This is a genomic window from Arthrobacter sp. M2012083 (assembly GCF_000281065.1).
Lineage (GTDB): Bacteria > Actinomycetota > Actinomycetes > Actinomycetales > Micrococcaceae > Arthrobacter.
The window spans coordinates 1-19,510 of record NZ_AKKK01000065.1 but is presented as its reverse complement, the minus strand read 5'-3'; the positions used below and the strand labels follow the sequence as shown (position 1 = coordinate 19,510).

Sequence of the window (19,510 nt, the reverse complement as noted above, 5' to 3'; positions counted from 1 at the left end):
GCGTCCAGCGGCGTGGGCTAACGTGTCTGCATGACTAGCGACGACTTCGCCCCGAGCCGACCCAAGGTCTACGCCCACCGCGGCGCCAGTGCCGCCTTCGCCGAACACACCCGGGCTGCCTATCTGAAGGCCCTTGCCGATGGCGCCGACGGTGTTGAATGCGATGTCCACCTGACCCGGGACCAGCAGGTGGTGCTGCTGCACGATGCGAACCTGGACCGGACATCCACGGGCACGGGCCCGGTTGGTGAGCACACTCTTGAACAGCTCCGGGCCTTGGACTTCTCGTCGTGGAAGGGCGCCCGCATACCGGAGGCCTACGGGGGAGTAGCTGACCAGTTCCTTACCTTGCCGGAGCTGCTGGATATTCTCCGCGCGGCCGGGCGCGACATTGGGTTGGCCATCGAGCTCAAGCACCCCAGCCCCTACGGACTGAAGCTGGAGGACCGTGTCCTTGCCCTGCTCGAGGAGGAGGGCTGGACGCCTGAGGAATCCCGGTTGGAGAACATCCGAATCTCCTTCATGAGCTTCGACACCGACTCCGTTCAGCGTTTGCTGCAGAGCGTTCCCAAGGAGTACATCTGCCAATTGGTGGACGACTTCACCGTGAAAGAGATCCGGCAAGAGCTCGGCCTCGGTTTCCTTACCGGCGGCGCAGTAGCGAACGTTATGCGGGCAACTCAACTCGAGGCCGAACGCGTCCTGGATGCAGGCGAAGTAGCTATTGCCGGCCCGGGCATCGATTACGTGAGGGAGCACGCACGGAACGTTCAGCGCTGGTTGGAGTCAGGCCGCATCTTCCGGGTGTGGACTGTTGACTCGGAGAAGGATGTGGCCCTATGCCAAGGTCTCGGTATCCACGAAATCACCACCAACAAGCCGGCCCAGGTGCTCGCGCAATTGATGGTATCCAACTAGGTCAAGTGCTACTTAGCGGGGTCTCGCTTTGGGGGGCACCGCGCTTGTGATTGAGTGGTCTCATGTCTTTTCGCTGGTCAGCACAAGCAACCCAAACCACCTCAGCAGTAGCTTTGAGCGCACTGCTCCTGGCCAGCGCCTCCAAACACTTCCGTACTCCCAAGTTCTATTACCCGGTTGTTCCGGAATACTTGTGCCGCAAGGATGAGCCCGGGAGCCGTGCGAACGGTCCGCTGGCCGTGATGTCCCGCGAGGAATGGATTGCATCGTCGGGCCTGCTGGAGGCGGCCGCCGCCGTCGGACTCTTGATCCCCGCCACCCGTAGGGTTGCCGCGGATGCCACTACGGCGATGTTTACTGCATTCCTCGCAGGGCATATAGATGCACTTCGACGTGCCTATGGTCCCGACGGCACAGCGGCCGAACGTCGCATCCACACAGTTCGCCTGCCCCTTCAGGTTCCGCTCGTTCTGTGGTCCTGGAGCCTGCGGAAATGAGCACCAGTTCGGCCTCGATGAAACTCAGAGAGTCTCCTGCGTTCAAGATCGCCCTGTCCCTCAGCATTGCAACGGGACTGTATGGCGTGTCGTTCGGTGCATTGGCCGTGGCGTCCGGGTTCGACTTCTGGCAGACGATGGTGCTGAGCTTGCTGCTGTTCAGCGGAGGTTCGCAGTTTGCCTTCATCGGCGTAGTCGCTGGCGGCGGCTCGGGGGTGGCAGCCATGACGGCCAGCGCGTTGCTGGGTTTGCGCAATGGCATCTACGGTATGCAGATCAACGCCATGCTTCGCCCCGGGGGGTGGAAACGTTACGTTTCCGCGCACGTAACCATCGATGAATCAACGGCGACGGCGTCCGGCCAGTCTGATCCCGACGAGCAACGCCGCGGGTTCTGGACAGCCGGCATTGGAATATTCATCTTATGGAATATCTTCACGGCCATTGGTGCATTAGCAGGCGACGCCATGGGCGATCCCAAACAGTGGGGCTTGGATGGGGCTGCCGTTGCCGCGTTCCTGGCGCTGTTGTGGCCGAGGCTGAAAGGCCGGGAACCTTGGGCGATCGCCGCAGCCTGTGCGCTCGCCACCATCCTGGCCGTGCCGTTCGTTCCCTCCGGAGTTCCCATCCTGGTGGCGGCAGTCGTGGCCGGCGTCATCGGCTGGTTCAGCCATGCACGCATGGATGAGGGACTTGAACCGGACGTGGATCCGTATGCAGAGAAGCACCAGCGTGAACACGGAGGCAAGAAATGAACCTCTGGCTTTGGATCCTCATTGCCTGTGCGCTGGCGTATTTGACCAAGCTGGTGGGCTACTTCGTCCCCGCCAAACTGCTTGAAAACCCGCGCATCATGCACATTGCCGGAACCATGACCATTGGCCTGCTGGCGTCCTTGACGGTTGTGAATGCTGTGGCCTCAGGGCAAGGCCTGGTTCTCGATGCCCGCATTGGCGCCTTGGTGGCCGCTGCCGTCGCGCTTTGGCTCCGGGCACCGTTCCTCGTGGTGGTGATTTCAGGCGCAGCAGCCGCAGCATTGCTGCGGGTGCTGGGTTGGGGTTAGACAGCCTCGGTGAAGGTAACGCCCGGGATACCCGACTGCTCGGGGAGCGGTCGCGAGGGGCGTTCGGTCCGGATGGCATCCTCAATCAACGCCACGGGACGCTTCCACGCTTCGGATCCGGGTTCCATGGTGTCCACTGCGCCGATCAGCATTGCCAGCAGCCTGACCATGTCCTCGATGGTGATATCGCGCCGCAGCGTGCCTTGGCTCTGGCCGCGTTTGAGCAGGAACTCCATGGATCCGATGAGGCCGCCCGTGATGCCCATGAGGAGGCCGCGTCGGCCCGCGACCGCGTCAAGGAGGTTCGCGTCATCGCTGGCAACCTTCATCACGGCGTCAATGACGTTGATGAGACCCTCGGCGGCGTCCATGCCGTCAGCCGCGGCGGCGGCAACCGGGTCCACATGGAGGCGCAGCTGGCGCGACAGTGCCGCAAGCACCAACTGTTCTTTGTCCGAGAAGTTGCGGAACAGCGTTGCGGGGCCAACTCCAGCGGTGGCTGCGATGGTCTGAAGGGGTACGTCTGGGCCGTGTTCCCGGAAGCACTGCCTGGCGGCGGTGATGATTTTGTCCACATTACGTGCGGCGTCTGCCCTGAGGGGCTTGCGTTCAGAGGGCTGTTCCATGCTTGTCAGGGTAGCAATGGAGGCCTCCCGGCCCCTTGTTACGCCGGAGTAGGTTGTTATGTGACAAACCGGCACGTGAAACACTGGATTTCATGTTGCTTGCATTTTCTGTCGCCCCTTCGGGCCAGCCCGCTTCCGCCACTGACGGCGGACCCACCCCCGACGCCTCCGTGCACGACGCCGTCGCTGCCGCCGTCAAGATCGTCCGCGAGTCCGGACTGCCCAACCAGACGGATTCAATGTTCACCACCATCGAAGGCGAATGGGATGAGGTTTTCGATGTCGTGAAGCGCGCCACGGAGGCTGTTGGCCGCTACGGCAGCCGCGTCTCGCTGGTGATCAAGGCTGACATCCGTCCCGGATACAGTGGAGAGCTGACCGGCAAGGTGGAGCGCTTGGAAGAAGCCATTTCCGCCACGGACTAGATCCTTTCCCCAAGCTGCGGTGAGTGCCAGACTGGGGCCCATGACTGAACACGGAGCCGAGCCCGGTTGGGTTGACGTCGAGCATTACCTGACTGACGTCGTTGTGCGTCCTGATCCTGCCCATCAACGTGCCGTGACTTCCGCCGCTGAGGCAGGAATGCCTGCCATTGAAGTAGCCCCCAACGCGGGCAAGTTATTGCGGATGCTGGTTCAAATGTCGGGGGCCCGGCGGGTCCTCGAGATTGGAACCCTTGCGGGTTTCAGCAGCATGTGGATGGCCCAGGGGCTGCCCGACGACGGCAGGATAGTGACGTGCGAATTCCTCCAGAAGCACGCCGACGTGGCGCGCGCCAATTTGGATGCTGCCGGAGTGGGACACAAGGTGGACATTCGCGTGGGTGCTGCGTTGGATACCCTGCCGGCCTTGGCCGGCCAGGAATCGTTCGACTTCGTGTTCATCGACGCCGACAAGGAAAATGACGCCAACTACCTCGACTGGGCCATCCGTCTCGGTCACCCGGGAACGGTGATCGTGGTGGATAACGTGGTTTGGGATGGGGCCATCCTGGAGCCGGAACGGGACGAGGTCAACGCACCAGGAATTGTGGCCATGCTGGAGAGAATGGGGCAGGATCCGCGACTCGATGCCACCGCCATCCAAACTGTGGGTAGCAAGGGTTGGGACGGTTTTGCGATAGCCCGGGTGCGGTAAGTGGATTTCACGATTCGGCCGGCAACGGTGGATGACGCCGAGGCCATGGCACTCATGCATGTTCAGTCGTGGAGGGAGAGCTACGGGCATCTGCTGCCTCCGGAGTTCTTCGAGAAACAGGAAGCGGCGTTGCCCGAGCGCATCGAACGGTACCGGGCGTTCATCGCTGCAGGCCACACCCGGATGCTGGCCCACGATCCGTACGGCCAACTGGTTGGCCTCGGCGCAGCTGGTCCCGGACAGGACGAGGACGGTCCCTGCGAACGGGAGCTCTACATGCTCTACACCTTGGAACGCATCCATGGCCGTGGTGTTGGGCAGGCGTTGGTGGAGGCGCTGATCGGCGATGGGGCGGCGTACTTGTGGGTGCTGGACGACAATCCCCGGGCCCAGGCTTTCTATCGCCGCAACGGTTTTGTGCCGGACGGCAAACGCCAGCTCTGCGACCCATCCTGGTACTCGCTGCCCGAACACCGGATGGTGCGCCCCGCCGTCGGGCCTTAGCGGAATCCCAACGCTCGCGAGCTGTTCCCACAGCTGACTCATGTCGATATGGTGATGACGGGCGGTGTCGGTGACAACCGTCCGGTTTGGAATCAGGCGTCGATAACCGGAGCCTGGGTACGCCATTCGATTCTCGGGAGGAAGCATGACCATTCCAGAGCAGGATCCACGCGAACAGGAAGGCCCGGCAGACGGTGGCGCGGCTGGCGTCCCGGGGGCCCACGACGGCGGCGCTGATGGTGGTGCCGACGGTGGCGCCGAAGGCCCGGCAGACGGTGGCGCGGCTGGCGTCCCGGGGGCCCACGACGGCGGCGCTGATGGTGGTGCCGACGGTGGCGCCGAAGGCCCGGCAGACGGTGGCGCGGCTGGCGTTCCGGGGGCCCACGACGGCGGCGCTGATGGTGGTGCCGACGGTGGCGCCGATGGCGGCGCCGGGTAACAAGGCAGCTAGGTTTGAGCTCTACGACTACTGATTTCCAGGACCCCGGCGCTGTGAAGGACGCCGGGGTCCTGGAAAAACGCCTGATCGACATCGGCCAGGAGAGGTTCGCCAGCGAGGTCTGGGGGCGAACTGCGCTACTCTCCCGTGGCGTCAGCGATTTCTCCGATTTGTTCTCGGCCAACGCAGTTGACGAGCTGATTTCGCGCCGGGGCCTGCGGACACCCTTCCTGCGCGTCGCCAAGGGTGGCTCCACTCTCCCTGAATCCTCGTACACCTCTCCGGCAGGCGTTGGTGCCACCATCTCGGACCAGCTGGACGACACTCAGCTATGGCGCAAGTTCGGCGATGGAGCCACCCTCGTCCTGCAGGCGCTGCATCGCACGTGGGAGCCTGTGTCGAGCTTCAGCACAAAGCTGGGCACCGAGCTCGGACATCCTGTGCAGGCGAACGCATACGTCACCCCGCCTCAGAACCGTGGCTTCGACGATCACTACGACGTCCACGACGTTTTCGTCCTACAAATCGAGGGGACCAAACGCTGGATCATCCATGAGCCGGTACACGTGGACCCCCTGCGAAGCCAGCCTTGGACCGATCGCCGCTCCGCCGTCGCCGAGGCCGCCCAGGGTGAGGCTTATATTGACACCGTTTTGGAGCCTGGCGATGTCCTCTACTTACCGCGCGGTTGGTTGCATGCCGCCCAGGCGCAGGGGAAGGTCTCGATCCATCTCACTCTGGGAATACACAGCTGGACCCGCCACGCGCTGGCAGAACACTTGGCGGAGGCCGCACTTGCGGCGCTATGCGACGATCCCGAGATGCGCCGATCCTTGCCAGTGGGCGTGGGTGGTCCCGAAGGGGAGATTGCCGCGGTTCGTGAACGCCTCGCCGCCGCCGTCCTGGAGGCAGATAGCACATCCCTTTTCCAGCGCGCACGGCGGGGACAGGGTCGCCCGGCCCCGCTCGGTCCGGTGGCCCAGCTCGCGGCCGTCGAGGGCCTCGGCCCGGAGACGCTGGTGCGGCTTCGGGGTGCACTTGAAGCCCGGTTTGAGGGCTCACGCTTGACTACCCGCGTCGGTTGGCTCGACTTCCCCGAGATCGATCTGCCCTCCGTGCGGCGCCTGCTGGACGGCGATGCTCACCTCGCCGGTGATCTCGGCGTTGTCCTTGTGGAAAGGCTGTTGCGCGCAGGAGTTCTCGTCCCCGTTGAACAGTGATATCGCCGTGAACAATGGCATCGGCTTGAACTGCGACCCCGAACCGTGACATCCCCAATTGCCGCAACGGCTCGTTTCTTTTGCGCGGAAAGTGCCCGGGTGCGGGGCGACTCGATGGCAGGCACGGCGTCACCCTGCTTGGTTTGGGTGCTCGTAGAGTATCGGGGAGCATGGCCACCCGATGGTTTCGAGGGCATTGGTATCGAAGCCGGAACCAAGGCCCTCGTAGTCGCTGCCGCACGGGCGGCGAATGCACGGATTCTCCTGGTGCGTCGGCCGGGCCCCCGCCGACGCCTTGGTCCGAGCAGTTGGGCCGTGCTCCGCCATCAAAGCTCCGGCGCCTATCAACAGCTGTGGGGAACATGGGAACGGGATCAGGACCTTGCAGGGATAGTTTCAGCCTTGGCATCTCCCGGAAAGCCCGGTCTTCCGCCGGTTATCCTGGTCTGCGCTCATGGGCAGCATGACGCCTGCTGCGCAGTGCGGGGCCGGCCCGCGGGCCGTGCGCTCAGTGAGCGATGGCCGGAATTGGTGTGGGAGTGTTCCCACGTTGGCGGTGACAGGTTCGCGGCCAACGCCGTCATCGCTCCCGACGGCGTGTATTACGGAGGACTCGACGCCGGGTCCTCCGTCACCACTGTCGAGGATCACCTCACAGACCGCATCCGAGCAGAGTATTTGCGCGGATACACGGACCTCCTCCCACCGCAGCAGGCGGCCATCGCGGCCGTGCTCGAACGGTTCGGCCCTGCCGGTCGGCATGATTATCTAGTCACAGAGTCGCTGCGCGAGGGCGATCACTGGCGCATCCACCTCACCGGCAAGCCGCCCCACCCGGCGCATGTCGATGTGGAATTGCAGGCCCGCCGCACGCCGCTGCGTCAGCTCACCTGCCGGGCGCCTACGGAGGGCTCGGTGATAGTCTACGAACCCACTTCCATCCGCAGAACCTGACATGTGCGGACCGTGGCACGGGTTACCACGTTTTAGCGCGGCTCTGGTTCTTCAGGCTGGTCCATATCCAGCGGTGAACCCTCCAGCGGTGAATCGAGGAGGCTCGGTGGCTTGGGGACGCGGGCGAGTAGCAGGCAGACCACCGTCAGCCATGCGACTGCGACCGTCAAAACCTCCGCCCACACCGATGCTCCGAGTTCCATGTAGAGATCATAGGGCCCCTGAAGGCAAAACGGTAAGTAGCCTTACTTTCGATGTGACCGTTCGGAGTAATGTGGCGCTCCACTAGGCTTGAGGCATGACTCAGGCAGGGCGGAAGTAGTGGCAAAACGCGGCAAGGTAACCAGGTCCCAGAGGTCGACGGCGGGAGTCGTCGAGGTGCCAACCGGCACCCGCCCTGACGGTCCGGTCGCGGGCGTCTACTACATCGATACGGGCGACTGCGAGTTGCTGCAGGACCAGGACAACTCCAATGGTTGGCTTCTGAGAATCAACGGCGTCATGAGCTCGCACATTGACCTGGCTGACCCGCTGTTCCTGGATTTTGAGTACATGCGTTGGATCGCTGCCCTGGTTGAATCGCGGTGGCCGCGAGAGCAGAAGCCCAAGCTGCGTGGCCTTCATCTGGGTGGGGGAGCTTGCTCCATGGCCCGCTACTTCCACGCGGCCTACCCTGAAGCGCGGCAGGTAGTGGTTGAACTCGACGGCAAGCTGGCTGACTACGTGCGCGGCTGGTTCGATCTACCCAAGGCGCCCTTGCTGCGGATCCGCGTGGGCGAAGCCCGGCAAGTCACTGAAACCCTTACTCCGGACAGCCGCGATCTCATCATTCGCGACGTCTTCGCCGGAGCCTTCACGCCCCGCGCCCTGACCACCCGGGAGTTCACAGCGCACGCGGACTCGGTTCTCGCCCCCGACGGATTGTATGTAGTGAACTCGGGCGATGCTCCGGACCTCAAGAACGCCCGGGCTGATGCCGCCACCATCGCGGACACCTTCGAGCACACCATGATCATTGCCGATCCAGCCATGCTGAAGGGGCGCCGGTACGGCAATATGATCATGGCGGGCAGCCATGCGCCGTTCGGCGACGACCCCACCTTGGCCCGCAAGCTACTCGGTGGGGGAGTGCCGGCACACATTTGGGATGACGCCAAAGTGCGCGCTTTCGCCAAGGGAATCCCGGTGCGGCATGACCCGCCGGCTGAGCCCTTGGTTGAAGCCTCAGTTCCGGCTGAGTGAGCTGTTCCACGCCTCCCACAGGTGGGCGTAGCGGTCGCCGTTGGCCAGTAGTTCCTGGTGGGAACCCGACTCGACGATCCGCCCGTGTTCCATGACCACCACGGTGTCCGCCGACGCTGCCTGGGATAATCGGTGCGCGATCACCACGGACGTTCGGCCAGCCAAGGCAGCTTCCGCAGCCTGATCGAGCATGGTGGCAGACCCGGTTCCCGCTTCTGCAGTGGCTTCGTCGAGCACCGCAATGGGCGGGTCCTTCAGCATCAGCCGAGTCAAGGCCAGCTGTTGGGCCTGCTCTGGTGTGAGCTGATGCCCGCCAGCGCCTACGGAAGTCTCCAAACCGTCGTCGAGCGTTTCAACCCAAGCAGCCCCAACAGCATGCAGGGCGCGTGTGAGTTCCTCGGCAGAAGCGCCGGGCTTGGCGAGCCTGAGGTCTTCGGCGAGCGTGCCCGAGAAAACGTGCACTTCCTGGCTGACCATGCCTATACGCTGATGCAGGTCCGCCGGGGCAGCGGCGGCGGAGTCCAGACCGCCCACCCAGGCTGTCCCGCTGCCAGGGCGCTCCAAACCCATGATGATTTTGGCCAATGTGGTCTTGCCCGCGCCCGAAGTGCCGACAATCGCCACCCGCTCGCCCGAGCCGACCGTGAGGGAAACCCGCGTGAGGGCCGGCCTCTGGCCCGGATAGGCAAACGTGACGTCGTCCAAGACGATGCCGGCATCAGAGCCAGTTACAGGGGCCTGAGCCGTGACTGGCGCCGCGGACATCGTTAGCCCGAACATGCGCCCCAAGCCGGCTGCGGCTTTTTGAAGCTCATCGAACTGCCCCAGGACCAGGCCGATCGGATCGAACAGCCGGTAGAAGTACAGGGCGGCCGCCGTCGCGGCGCCGATGGTGACAGCACCCTCGGCGTGGAGCCAGAATCCCACCACCAGAACCGCGGACAGGCCGATCAGTTCCGCAAGGTTGAGGCGGTTGTAGAACCGGGTCAGATAACCCACCCCGCGCAGCGAGTGGCCGATGTTCTCGTGCGAGGCTGCTGCCACAAGATCCGCATGGCGTGACCCGAGGCCCAGGGCCACAACCGACGGGGAGCCATGGACGGTCTCGATGATCTGCTCGGTTCGGCTGGCCTCGGTGATCCTGACCGTCCGGTAGATGGGCGCGGTTCGCCTGAGGAACCAGCGCAGGGTGAAGACCTGCAAAGGGGCAGCAACCAGCACGGCCACCGCGAAGCGCCAGTCGATGACGCCCAAGCCCAACAGGGTCACCCCGATAGTGAAAGCTGCGCTGGTGAACGCTGGCAGCACCCCGGAAATTGCCTCACTGACTGCTTCAACATCGCCGGAAACCCGGGCCACAACGTCGCCGATGCCCGCCTTTTCCAGTTGTGCCAGGGGTTTCCGGACAGCTGCCGCGAACACTTCCTCGCGCAACCCGGCCAGCGCTTCCTCGCAGATCCGGGCCAGCAGGTTCTGCCCCACGATGCCCAGCAGGGCACCCAGGCCACCGGCGGCCAATAGCCCAAGTGCCAGCCACAGCAGGGACAGGACGTCCCCTCCGGATGCTGCGATGTTGACCATGACGCCCAGAAGTGCTGGCGCTGCCAAGCCGCAGCAGGATGCCGCCAGTAACACCAAGATGGTCAGGGTGAGCCTGCCGGGGCGTTGCGCCAACAGGCGCCACATTGCTTTCCGGGTCTCGCGAGGGGTGGCAATAGGCAGGATTTCCGAGTTCACGAGCCCACCACTTCACGGTAGCCAGCCGACTTGGCGAGAAGTTCCCGGTGCGTACCGGTTTCCGGTGCCCCATCGGCTCCGCCCACCACCACCCGATCGCAGATGGCCAGCAGCGTGGGGCTTGTGGTCACGAGAACCAGGGCCTTGTCCGGGAAGTTTCGCAGACCGTCCGCGATGACGGCTTCGGTGGCGGTGTCGACGGCGGTGGTGGGGTCGTGCAGGACCAACACGGGTTGCTGCTGGTGCAGCGAGCGGCCAAGAACCAGCCGTTGGCGCTGGCCACCTGAAAGGCTCTGGCCATGCCCGGTGAGGACGGTCTCGGTGCCTTCCGGCAGTTGTGACACGAAATCCCCGACGGCGGCAGCGGCCATGGCCCGTTCCGTCAGTTCAGCGTGGGATACTGCCATGTTGTCGCGGACACTGCCGCTGAAGAGGACCCCGTCGTGGTTGTCGGCGAAGACCCTTGAACGGACGTGTAGGGGATCGAGGTCTGCGGCGTCGTGGCCATCGATGGACAAGAGGCCGCGGGGTGCGGGCGTGCGGCAGCCCAACGTGTCCACCAACTGTCGCGCATGTGTGCTGTCCGGAAGGACGACACCCACAATTTCGCCGGCGGAGGCCGTAAAGGGCGGGAAGGCAACGTGCGCCGCGCCCGGCCGGAGCTCCAGCAGCGGTGCTGGTTCGCCCGGTGAAGCGGGTGTCGAAACCGGGCCCATTGCCGTCGTCGAACGTTCTTCGGCTCCGGGTGCCGGCACCGCCTCGGGTTCTTCCAGCAGGACTGCGATGCGGGCCGCTGAGGCGCGCTTGCGCGCGAGTTCGACGCTTAAGAAACCGAGCCAGGTCATGGGCCCCTGAACAAACTGCGCCACACCAACAACGGCCACCAGCTGCCCCACTGTGATGCTGCCTTGGAGCGCAAACCACGCAGCGAAGAAGGCGATACCGGCCAGGAATGCTGCGGACAGTGCTGTGCTCGCGCCCGTGTAAGCGGACTTGGCGCGAATGGCCTTCAGGGCGGAAGCCAGTGATGCCCGGCTTTCGGCGCGATAGCGCGCGATGGCAGCGTCCTCTGCACCTAGCCCTTTCAACGGGCGGGAGCCGGTCATGAAATCCGTGGCCAGGGCGCCGGCGCGAGCTGCGGTGGACTGCTCCACGTCGCTCCGGTTTTCGAGCGGTTTGGTGAGCCGGTGCATTACCAGCAGCATGACCGGCGTCGCCAGGAGAACGGCAAGCCCCAAAGGCACTGATATGAGGAGGAGTGTGACGGCCGATGTGAGCACACCGGCCGCTGCGGCAAGGCCGCCGCTGATCAGCCAGGACAGCCCGGCAACCCTGTCGGCGTCGGAAGAAGCGATGGCTACGATTTCGCCAGGTGCGCGTCGGGCGGCCATACCGCGGGGATGAAGTGTCCGTTCCACCACCAATTGGCGGAGATCATGCGAGCCGTAATTAAAGGAGCGCTCGGTGGCCAGGGTGCCGAAGCGCCACGACAAAGCCAGCACGACGAACACCACAGCCAAGGCGCCGAGCCACCACAAGAGGGCGCCGGCGTCGTTCGGTTCGATGGCGTTGTCCACCGCGGCGCCGATGGTTGCCGGCACCAAAGCCTCGCTGACCTGATGCAGGGCGAGTCCGGTGCAGCCCGCCAACAGCAGCTTCCAACGGCCGTTGGCGAACAAGGTGAAGCTGAAGAGCCGGGAGACCGGAGTGGATGGCATGCTTACCATAGTAAGGCTTGCCTAAGTTCGAGAACGCCGTATGACCCGCCGCCTCGGCGCTATCACCTCTGGGTTACTCAGCGCCGAGCAGCTCCTCCCGCCGCTGCTCCGTCTCCTCCCGCAAGGCCTGCACGACGGCGGCTACCGCGGGGCGGCGCATGGAGTCAGGGCGGAGGACCATCCAGTAGGGGAGAAGCTCGGCGAAGTCGGACGGTAGGAGGCGCACCAGGTCAGCATGCCTGTCGGCCATGAAGCAGGGGAGGAAGCCCACGCCGGCACCGGCTCGAGTAGCTTCCACATGCACGAACACGTTGGTTGAACTCAGCCCGTCACGCATGGTGGGGACCAGCCTGCGGGGAGCGTCCAGGTCGTCCACTTGCAGCATGGAGTCAACAAAATAGACCAGTTGGTGCTGCGTCAGCTCCTCAATGCTGGAAGGCGTCCCGTGATCCGCCAAGTAGGCGCGGGAGGCGTACATCCCCAGCCGATACTCGCCCAGTTGGATCGCCTCCGCCCGGTGAACCTGCGGCGTCCCTACCACCACTTCGATGTCCAGCCCCGAGCGCTGTTGCAACGCCCTTCGCGTCACGGTCACGATCTCAACGCTGAGTCCGGGATGTTCGCGTCGCAAGCGGGCAACTGCTGGTGCGGCGATATATGCGCTGAAACCATCAGTCGCGGTCATGCGTACGACGCCGGTGATGGGGTCGGGGGCGCGGTCGCTCGGTCCCAGGGCACTCACCGCAGCTTCAATGCGCTCAGCGACGAGTACCGCTTCCGCGCCCAGCTCCGTCACTTCCCAACCGCCGGCCGCACGTGCCAGGACCCTGCCGCCCAGCGCCTTCTCCAACGCCGCTATCCTGCGGGAAACCGTGGTGTGGTTGAGCCCCAAGGCTTGGGCCGCCGTCGTGAATTTTCCTGAACGTGAGACGGCCAGGAAGATGAGGAGGTCGTCGGGGTTCGGGTTCATATCTGCAATTCTGCACACCCAAGGTGCCTTATTGGGCATTGAGGCATAACGAATCTGCAGCAATACTCAGTGGAGCATTTCGTGTTGTGGATCACATCACGTTCACATGGGTCAAAGAGGACACTGAGGAGATGGATATGAGCGTAGAGCAGCGCTCCGCATCAAGAGCAGGGAAAGGCGCCGGTGAAGGTTCCGGACTCAAGAAGATCGTCGCGGCGTCGATGGTGGGCACCGTGGTGGAGTGGTACGAGTTCTTCCTGTACGCCACGGCCGCAACGTTGGTTTTCGGCAAGTACTTCTTCCCGAGCACAGGCAATGAACTGGACGGCATCATCCAGGCGTTCATTACCTACGCGGTAGGCTTCGTGGCCCGTCCGCTCGGCGGCATCGTCTTCGGCCAGATCGGCGACAAGCTGGGCCGCAAGCCCACCCTGCAGCTGACCATCGTGATTGTGGGCGTTTCCACCTTCCTGATGGGCTGCCTCCCGGGCTTTATGGAGATCGGCTACTGGGCACCGGCCATGCTGGTGGCGCTCCGCTTCATCCAGGGCTTCGCGCTCGGCGGTGAATGGGGTGGTGCTGTATTGCTGGTGGCAGAGCACAGCCCCAACAAGTCCCGCGGTTTCTGGTCTTCGTGGCCCCAAGCAGCAGTGCCGGTAGGTAACCTCCTGGCCACCGCCGTCCTGTTCACCATGTCCACAGTGCTCAGCAGCGAAGCCTTCCTCGGCTGGGGCTGGCGCGTAGCGTTCTGGCTGTCCGCAGTGATCGTGTTCGTCGGCTACTACATCCGCACCCACGTCACCGAAGCCCCCATCTTCCTCGAAGCCAAGGCGCAGATGGAAGAATCAAAGGCCATCAGCTACGGCGTTGGCGAAGTCATCCGCAAGTACCCCAAGGGCATCCTTCAGGCCATGGGACTCCGCTTCGCAGAGAACATCATGTACTACCTCGTGGTGAGCTTCGCGATCGTGTACCTCAAGAGCGTCCACAAGTACGACACGTCCTCGCTCCTCCTGGCACTCCTGATCGCCCACGTCATCCACTTCCTGGTCATCCCGCAGATCGGCCGCCTGGTGGACTCATGGGGACGCAAGCCTGTGTACCTGGTGGGAGCCATCGCCGGCGCAACCTGGCCGTTCTTCGCCTTCCCCATGTTCGACACCAAGAACGCCGTCATCATCGTCCTCGCCGTGACCATCGGCCTCTGCCTCCACGCGTTCATGTACGCAGGCCAGCCAGCCATCATGTCCGAACTCTTCCCCACCCGGATGCGCTACTCCGGTGTTTCGCTAGGCTCGCAGGTCACGTCGATTTTCGCCGGCTCGCTCGCACCGTTGCTGGCAACCCAGTGGCTCAAGGACACCGGCTCCTGGGTTCCCACAGCGATCTACCTCGTGGTTGCTTGCGCCATCACCGTCGTCGCAGTTGTTTCGCTGAAGGAGACCAAGGGCATCGCCCTGCAGGAAGTGGACCAGGCCGACGCCATCCGTCACGGACTGGCCACTTCATCTACTTCGAAAGGCTAGCTCCATGGATAACTCCCTGAACGGACGCAAGGCACTGGTCACGGGCGGGGCGAGCGGAATCGGCGCAGCCTGCGCGCGGGCGCTCGCCGCCCGTGGAGCGAAGGTAGTAGTGGCCGACGTCGATGCCTCCGGAGCTGCGGCCCTCGCCGATGAGTTGGGCGGCACAGCCTGGACGGTGGATCTCTTGGACGTGGACGCCCTGGCCGCCCTCAGCCTCGACTGCGACATCCTGGTCAACAACGCCGGCATCCAAAAGGTTGCGCCGATCGAGGAGTTCGAACCTGCGGAGTTCCGCCGGATCCTGGCCCTGATGCTGGAGGCACCGTTCCTCCTCATCAGGGCCGCGCTCCCGCACATGTACGCCAACGGGTTCGGCAGGATCATTAATATCTCGTCGGTCCACGGGCTGCGGGCCTCGGCGTACAAGAGTGCTTACGTGTCCGCCAAACATGGGCTTGAGGGGCTGAGCAAAGTCACCGCTTTGGAGGGCGGCGAACGCGGAGTGACGTCCAATTGCATCAACCCTGGTTACGTACGGACACCCTTGGTGGAGAAGCAGATCGCCGATCAAGCCCGGCTCCACGGCATCCCCGAAGCCGAAGTCCTGGCAAAGGTGATGCTGACAGAGTCCGCTGTGAAACGGCTAGTGGAGGTGGAGGAAGTTGCCTCGCTGGCAGCGTGGATGGCCTCTGACGACGCCGGCATGGTCACCGGTGCGAGCTACACCATGGACGGTGGGTGGTCGGCCCGGTAGCCCCCCGCCCCGGCGCCCCGGCGAGCTGACAGTTGATGCCCATGTTCCGCGTGAACATGGGCATTAACTGTCACTTCGGCAGGGGAGATCAGGCCGTCTCGTCCACCAGCTCTGCCCGGCGCAGGCCACCCCCGCGGACCCACAGCTTGTAAGCCACGAAGAGCAGCACCAGCCATGTGCCGCCTACGTAGAGCGCAACCCGCGTGTCCTCGAAGACGCCCAGGATCACGATCACCATGGCCATGAACGCCATGGTCAGGATGGACGCAACAGGCCACAACGGCGAACCGAATTCCGACGCCGGCAGTCCCTTGCGTTTGATCTCCCGTTTCATGGCGACGTGCGAAGCAAGAATCATCACCCAGACCCACACTGTGGCGAAGGTAGCGATGGAGGCGATGAGCACGAACACGTCCTCCGGAATGACCGCATTCAGCACGACGCCCACCAGCAGGATGCTGCCCATCATCACCACGGTCATCCAGGGAACACCGTGCCGGGAGATCTTGCTGAAGCTCTTGGGTGCGTGTCCCTGCTGGGCCAGGCCAAAGAGGATGCGTCCGGCCCCGAAAATGTCGCTGTTGATCGCCGAGAGAGCGGCTGTGATGACCACGGCGTTGAGAATGTGAGGTGCGGCAGGAATGCCCAGGCCATCGAAGATCTGCACGAACGGACTGCCGCTGCTTCCGATTTCGTTCCACGGGAAGATGCTCATCAGCACGCCCAGGGTCAGTACGTAGAACAACAAAACGCGGACGGGCACAGTATTAACTGCCTGCGGGATGACCTTCTTGGGGTTTGTGGCTTCGCCCGCCGTGATACCGATCGTTTCGATCCCGCCAAAGGCAAACATCACGACGGCGAACGCGGCCAGGAGCCCCTCGAAACCGTTCGGGAACAAACCACCGTGATTCACAAGGTTCCCAAGTCCCGGTGCCACGCCACCGCCGTCGCCCGTTTGGAAGCCGAACACGACGATCGCTGCGCCGCCCACGATCATGGCGATGATCGCCACCACCTTGATGAGCGAGAACCAGAACTCAAGTTCGCCAAACACTTTCACGCTGAGCAGGTTCATGGCGCCCAGGAACAGGATGATCGCGAGCACCCAGATCCATCTGTCCACCTGTGGGAACCAGAAGCCCATATAGATACTGAAGGCGGTGACATCGGCTATGGCCACGATCGCCATCTCGAACACGTACGTCCACCCGGTCACGAACCCGGCGAACGGGCCCAGGTACTTGCTTGCGTACTGGCCGAACGAGCCGGAAACAGGGTGTCGGACGGCCATCTCACCGAGGGCGCGCATCACCATGAACACGGCCGCACCGCCGATGATGTAGGCCAGCAGGACGGCAGGACCGGCTTTCTGGATGGCGGAGGCGGAGCCGTAGAAGAGGCCGGTGCCGATCGCAGAGCCGAGCGCCATGAAGCGTATGTGACGGACGTTGAGGCCTCGGCTGAGCGCCGTACCTGCGGCTTGGAGGACAGAGCTCTCCGCAGCCAGCTTGGTTTGTTGCATAGTAAAACCTTCTCGTCTTTGGGAGGGGATCGCTATCCAGCAGATCACTTTTGGGCGGCTTGTGATCGGACTCACGAGGCTTTGGTGTCTTTGATCGCAGACAGCGGGCTGACGGTGGACACTCGCCGGGGGCACAACGCGTGAGTGTCCGGTATTCCGGACGCTGTTGCACGGTCCGTGCTGGTGATTGGCCGGCGAAGGGTGCACGCTAGAGTACGGGATACCGGACAGTAACGGTTCGACGATCCCGAAACCCGAGCAGCGAGGAACCATGACAAGCACGCCAACCGCATCAGGCAAAGCCACGTCCAAAGTCCCGGCCGCCGAAAATACGCTGCGCATCCTCAAGCTGTTGGCCTCGCGCCGTGGTCCCATGGCGGCGTCGAACATCGCAACAGCGCTCGGCCTGCCGCGATCCAGTGTGTACCACCTGCTCGGCGTGATGGAGGCGAACGGCTTTGTCCTCCACCTGCACGAGGAACAGCGTTACGGGCTTGGCATCAGCGCGTTCGAGCTCAGCTCCGCATATTCCCGGCAGGAGCCGTTGTCCCGGCTTGGCCGCCCCATGCTCGCTTCGCTGGTGGACGCGATCGGTGAGAGCGCGCACTTGGCGGTGCTGCATGGGCGCGACGTTCTCTACATCGTGGAGGAACGCGCCAAGAACCGCCCGAGCCTGGTGACCGACGTCGGCGTCCGCCTGCCCAGCCATCTCACTGCCTCGGGCCGCGCGATCCTTGCCGCGCTACCAAAATCGCAAGTTCGCGCGCTGTATCCGAATGCCGCGGCCTTCACTTCACGGCACGAAGTCGAGTTTCCCATCATGAAGTACTCCGCGTTGTCATCCCATCTGGATCAGGTTCGGCAACGCGGCTACGCCACGGAAAACGGCGAAATCACACCGGGTTTCGGTTCCATCGCTGCCGCTGTGACGGATCATGTGGGATGGCCGACGGCGGCAGTCGCCGTCACGTTCTTGGAGGACAAAGTGCCTGCTGAGCAATGGCCGGTCCTGGCCGCCCGCATCCGTAAGGCAGCGGACGAACTGTCCGTGCGGATCCACGGGCGTCCGGCCGGCTAATCCGTTCCCAAGGCATCGCGCTCGACGAGTTTCCGGAACGTCTCCAGCTCGCCCCGGAAGCTGCCGCGGTAGGAGCCCATGGCGAACAGCCGCCCGAAGATTCCGGCGATAAACCCCCGGGTCACGAACTCTTGATGGATGCGCGTGCCCTCTCCTTCGCTGGCAAACCGCACATCTGACTCGCCTTTGAGGATGGCATTGCCGAAGCGGGTGCGGATGTGCCAAGGCCGCTCAACCTCAAGGATTTCGGTGGGGCTGGCCATCCGCCCGAACCACAGGGTGTAGCGGCTGCCGGGCTCGTCGATCGAACCAACGAGGTCGCCCGCCCGGGTGACCCCGCCGATCCACTCCGGGTACCGGTCAAGATCCGTCCAGGTCGCGAAAACGTGTTCGGGTGGTGCTGCGACGAAGGTCGATACACGGAACGTTGCCATGGGTCCAGCATGCGCTCATTGTCGCGTAAATGCGAGGGGTTGGATGGGTCTGTAATCCCGGACAGCACCACTCCGAAAGCTGTTCCGGCCGCTTGATAAAGGGGCTTTAGTAGAAGCAGAAGATCTTTCCACCACACACTTCCCACAGACGAAGGAGCCACCATGGCACCCGCCGATTTCACTACAGGAGCCCGCCCGGTTAAGGCTGCGCGGGGTACGGAGTTGACTGCCAAGTCGTGGCAGACGGAAGCGCCGTTGCGTATGTTGATGAACAACCTTGACCCGGAGGTTGCTGAGCGTCCGGATGATTTGGTGGTTTATGGTGGCACGGGCCGTGCTGCGCGTTCTTGGGCCGCGTTCGATGCGATCACCCGGACGCTGGAAACCATGGAGAAGGACGAGACTCTCCTGGTGCAGTCGGGTAAGCCGGTGGGTGTGTTCCGCACGAATGAGTGGGCTCCGCGGGTGTTGTTGGCGAACTCGAACCTGGTGGGGGATTGGGCGACGTGGCCTGAGTTCCGCCGCCTGGAGGCTGAGGGCCTGATGATGTACGGCCAGATGACGGCGGGGTCCTGGATTTACATCGGTACCCAGGGCATCTTGCAGGGCACGTATGAGACCTTCGCTGCGGTGGGGAACAAGCTGGCTGCGGAGGGCCGTCACCCGGCGCCGGCAGCTGAGGGGTCCACGGAGGGCCCGTTGGCTGGGACGCTGACGTTGACCGGTGGTTGTGGTGGCATGGGCGGCGCACAGCCTCTGGCGGTGACGTTGAATGACGGTGCGTGCTTGATTGTCGATGTTGATGAGTCCCGTTTGCGTCGGCGTGTGGGTAAGCGGTACCTGGACGAGGTCGAAACGGATTTGGATGCCGCGATCGCGAAGGTCCAGGCCGCGAAGGATGAGCGCCGTGGCTGGTCCGTCGGTTATGTGGGCAACGCCGCTGAGGTCTTCCCGGAACTGCTGGCCCGTCATAAGGCCGGGGAGGTCACCTTTGATGTGGTCACGGACCAGACCAGTGCGCATGATCCCCTGTCTTACCTTCCTGAGGGCATCACCGTGGCGGAGTGGCATGTTGAGGCTGAGGCGGATCCGGAAGGGTTCACGAAGAAGGCTCAGGCGTCCATGGCCCGTCAGGTCCAGGCGATGGTGGAGTTCCAGGATGCCGGGG

The 19,510-nt window shown here is 63.6% G+C and carries 22 protein-coding genes; 15 read left to right on the top strand and 7 right to left on the bottom strand.

The genetic code is table 11. From position 1 onward, the window contains the following. Nucleotides 1-30 precede the first annotated feature (30 nt). From A477_RS0120665 to A477_RS0120650, 4 genes are all read left to right on the top strand, one after another. A complete protein-coding gene (locus A477_RS0120665; protein WP_017200754.1) occupies nt 31-918 on the top strand; it encodes a glycerophosphodiester phosphodiesterase in 888 nt (295 codons plus the stop codon). Between the two features lie 62 nt (nt 919-980). Next, nucleotides 981-1,415 carry a DoxX family protein gene (locus A477_RS0120660; protein WP_017200753.1) on the top strand — a complete coding sequence of 145 codons (435 nt, stop codon included), beginning with the start codon at nt 981-983 and terminating at the stop codon, nt 1,413-1,415. Continuing rightward, the gene (locus A477_RS0120655) at nt 1,412-2,170 is read left to right on the top strand and encodes an AzlC family ABC transporter permease (protein ID WP_017200752.1); all 759 of its coding nucleotides are present in this window, start codon (nt 1,412-1,414) and stop codon (nt 2,168-2,170) included. Before A477_RS0120660 ends, A477_RS0120655 begins: the two co-directional genes overlap by 4 nt. Further along, nucleotides 2,167-2,478 carry an AzlD domain-containing protein gene (locus A477_RS0120650; protein ID WP_017200751.1) on the top strand — a complete coding sequence of 104 codons (312 nt, stop codon included), beginning with the start codon at nt 2,167-2,169 and terminating at the stop codon, nt 2,476-2,478. The genes A477_RS0120655 and A477_RS0120650 overlap by 4 nt, the downstream gene beginning before the upstream one ends. On the opposite strand, the gene A477_RS0120645 is transcribed toward A477_RS0120650, so the two are convergent. Beyond that, complete coding sequence (locus A477_RS0120645) at nt 2,475-3,104, bottom strand: TetR/AcrR family transcriptional regulator (protein ID WP_017200750.1); 630 nt, start codon at nt 3,102-3,104, stop codon at nt 2,475-2,477. The genes A477_RS0120650 and A477_RS0120645 overlap by 4 nt on opposite strands. 92 nt (nt 3,105-3,196) lie before the next feature. Between A477_RS0120645 and A477_RS0120640 the strand changes: the two genes are divergently transcribed. The 6 genes from A477_RS0120640 (at nt 3,197) to A477_RS0120615 (ending at nt 7,358) form a co-directional block, all read left to right on the top strand. Further along, nucleotides 3,197-3,529, top strand: coding sequence for a thiamine-binding protein (locus tag A477_RS0120640; protein ID WP_017200749.1), 333 nt, complete (start codon nt 3,197-3,199; stop codon nt 3,527-3,529). 40 nt (nt 3,530-3,569) lie between these two features. Further along, a complete protein-coding gene (locus tag A477_RS0120635) occupies nt 3,570-4,241 on the top strand; it encodes an O-methyltransferase (RefSeq protein ID WP_017200748.1) in 672 nt (223 codons plus the stop codon). Beyond that, nucleotides 4,242-4,745: a GNAT family N-acetyltransferase gene (locus A477_RS0120630; protein WP_017200747.1), complete on the top strand. Its 504-nt coding sequence runs from the start codon at nt 4,242-4,244 to the stop codon at nt 4,743-4,745. It abuts the gene before it with no gap. A 145-nt stretch (nt 4,746-4,890) separates the two neighbouring features. After that, on the top strand, nt 4,891-5,184 hold the full coding sequence (locus A477_RS0120625; RefSeq protein WP_017200746.1) for a hypothetical protein: 294 nt from the start codon (nt 4,891-4,893) through the stop codon (nt 5,182-5,184). A 53-nt stretch (nt 5,185-5,237) separates the two neighbouring features. Next, entirely contained in the window at nt 5,238-6,404 is a 1,167-nt protein-coding gene (locus A477_RS0120620; RefSeq protein WP_017200745.1) for a JmjC domain-containing protein, read from the top strand. Between the two features lie 114 nt (nt 6,405-6,518). Further along, the gene (locus A477_RS0120615) at nt 6,519-7,358 is read left to right on the top strand and encodes a sucrase ferredoxin (RefSeq protein ID WP_020372861.1); all 840 of its coding nucleotides are present in this window, start codon (nt 6,519-6,521) and stop codon (nt 7,356-7,358) included. 32 nt (nt 7,359-7,390) lie between these two features. On the opposite strand, the gene A477_RS23575 is transcribed toward A477_RS0120615, so the two are convergent. Next, complete coding sequence (locus A477_RS23575) at nt 7,391-7,561, bottom strand: hypothetical protein (RefSeq protein WP_017200743.1); 171 nt, start codon at nt 7,559-7,561, stop codon at nt 7,391-7,393. A 118-nt stretch (nt 7,562-7,679) separates the two neighbouring features. On the opposite strand from A477_RS23575, the gene A477_RS0120605 reads away from it, so the two are divergent. After that, nucleotides 7,680-8,600: a spermidine synthase gene (locus tag A477_RS0120605; protein ID WP_017200742.1), complete on the top strand. Its 921-nt coding sequence runs from the start codon at nt 7,680-7,682 to the stop codon at nt 8,598-8,600. Here the strand turns inward: A477_RS0120605 and A477_RS0120600 are convergent. The 3 genes from A477_RS0120600 to A477_RS0120590 form a co-directional block, all read right to left on the bottom strand. Beyond that, the gene (locus A477_RS0120600; RefSeq protein WP_017200741.1) at nt 8,583-10,286 is read right to left on the bottom strand and encodes an ABC transporter transmembrane domain-containing protein; all 1,704 of its coding nucleotides are present in this window, start codon (nt 10,284-10,286) and stop codon (nt 8,583-8,585) included. The genes A477_RS0120605 and A477_RS0120600 overlap by 18 nt on opposite strands. A gap of 47 nt (nt 10,287-10,333) precedes the next feature. Next, nucleotides 10,334-12,055: an ABC transporter ATP-binding protein gene (locus A477_RS0120595; protein ID WP_237715853.1), complete on the bottom strand. Its 1,722-nt coding sequence runs from the start codon at nt 12,053-12,055 to the stop codon at nt 10,334-10,336. 73 nt (nt 12,056-12,128) lie between these two features. Next, on the bottom strand, nt 12,129-13,025 hold the full coding sequence (locus tag A477_RS0120590) for a LysR family transcriptional regulator (protein ID WP_026005808.1): 897 nt from the start codon (nt 13,023-13,025) through the stop codon (nt 12,129-12,131). Nucleotides 13,026-13,162: 137 nt separating this feature from the next. Between A477_RS0120590 and A477_RS0120585 the strand changes: the two genes are divergently transcribed. Both A477_RS0120585 and A477_RS0120580 read left to right on the top strand, forming a co-directional pair. Further along, on the top strand, nt 13,163-14,551 hold the full coding sequence (locus A477_RS0120585; protein WP_026005807.1) for an MFS transporter: 1,389 nt from the start codon (nt 13,163-13,165) through the stop codon (nt 14,549-14,551). Between the two features lie 4 nt (nt 14,552-14,555). Then, complete coding sequence (locus A477_RS0120580) at nt 14,556-15,305, top strand: 3-hydroxybutyrate dehydrogenase (protein WP_017200737.1); 750 nt, start codon at nt 14,556-14,558, stop codon at nt 15,303-15,305. An 88-nt stretch (nt 15,306-15,393) separates the two neighbouring features. Here the strand turns inward: A477_RS0120580 and A477_RS0120575 are convergent, their stop codons facing one another. Further along, nucleotides 15,394-16,830, bottom strand: a complete 1,437-nt coding sequence (locus tag A477_RS0120575) for an amino acid permease (protein ID WP_017200736.1) — start codon at nt 16,828-16,830, stop codon at nt 15,394-15,396. Nucleotides 16,831-17,101: 271 nt separating this feature from the next. On the opposite strand from A477_RS0120575, the gene A477_RS0120570 reads away from it, so the two are divergent. Next, nucleotides 17,102-17,908 (top strand): IclR family transcriptional regulator, encoded by an 807-nt coding sequence (locus tag A477_RS0120570; RefSeq protein ID WP_017200735.1) that lies wholly within the window; start codon nt 17,102-17,104, stop codon nt 17,906-17,908. Here the strand turns inward: A477_RS0120570 and A477_RS0120565 are convergent. Further along, nucleotides 17,905-18,342, bottom strand: a complete 438-nt coding sequence (locus tag A477_RS0120565) for an SRPBCC family protein (protein ID WP_017200734.1) — start codon at nt 18,340-18,342, stop codon at nt 17,905-17,907. The two genes, A477_RS0120570 and A477_RS0120565, sit on opposite strands and share 4 nt — an antisense overlap. Nucleotides 18,343-18,504: 162 nt before the next feature. Here A477_RS0120565 and hutU point away from each other — a divergent pair. Continuing rightward, the coding region (gene hutU, locus A477_RS0120560; protein ID WP_017200733.1) for a urocanate hydratase at nt 18,505-19,510 on the top strand (1,006 nt) is incomplete at its 3' end.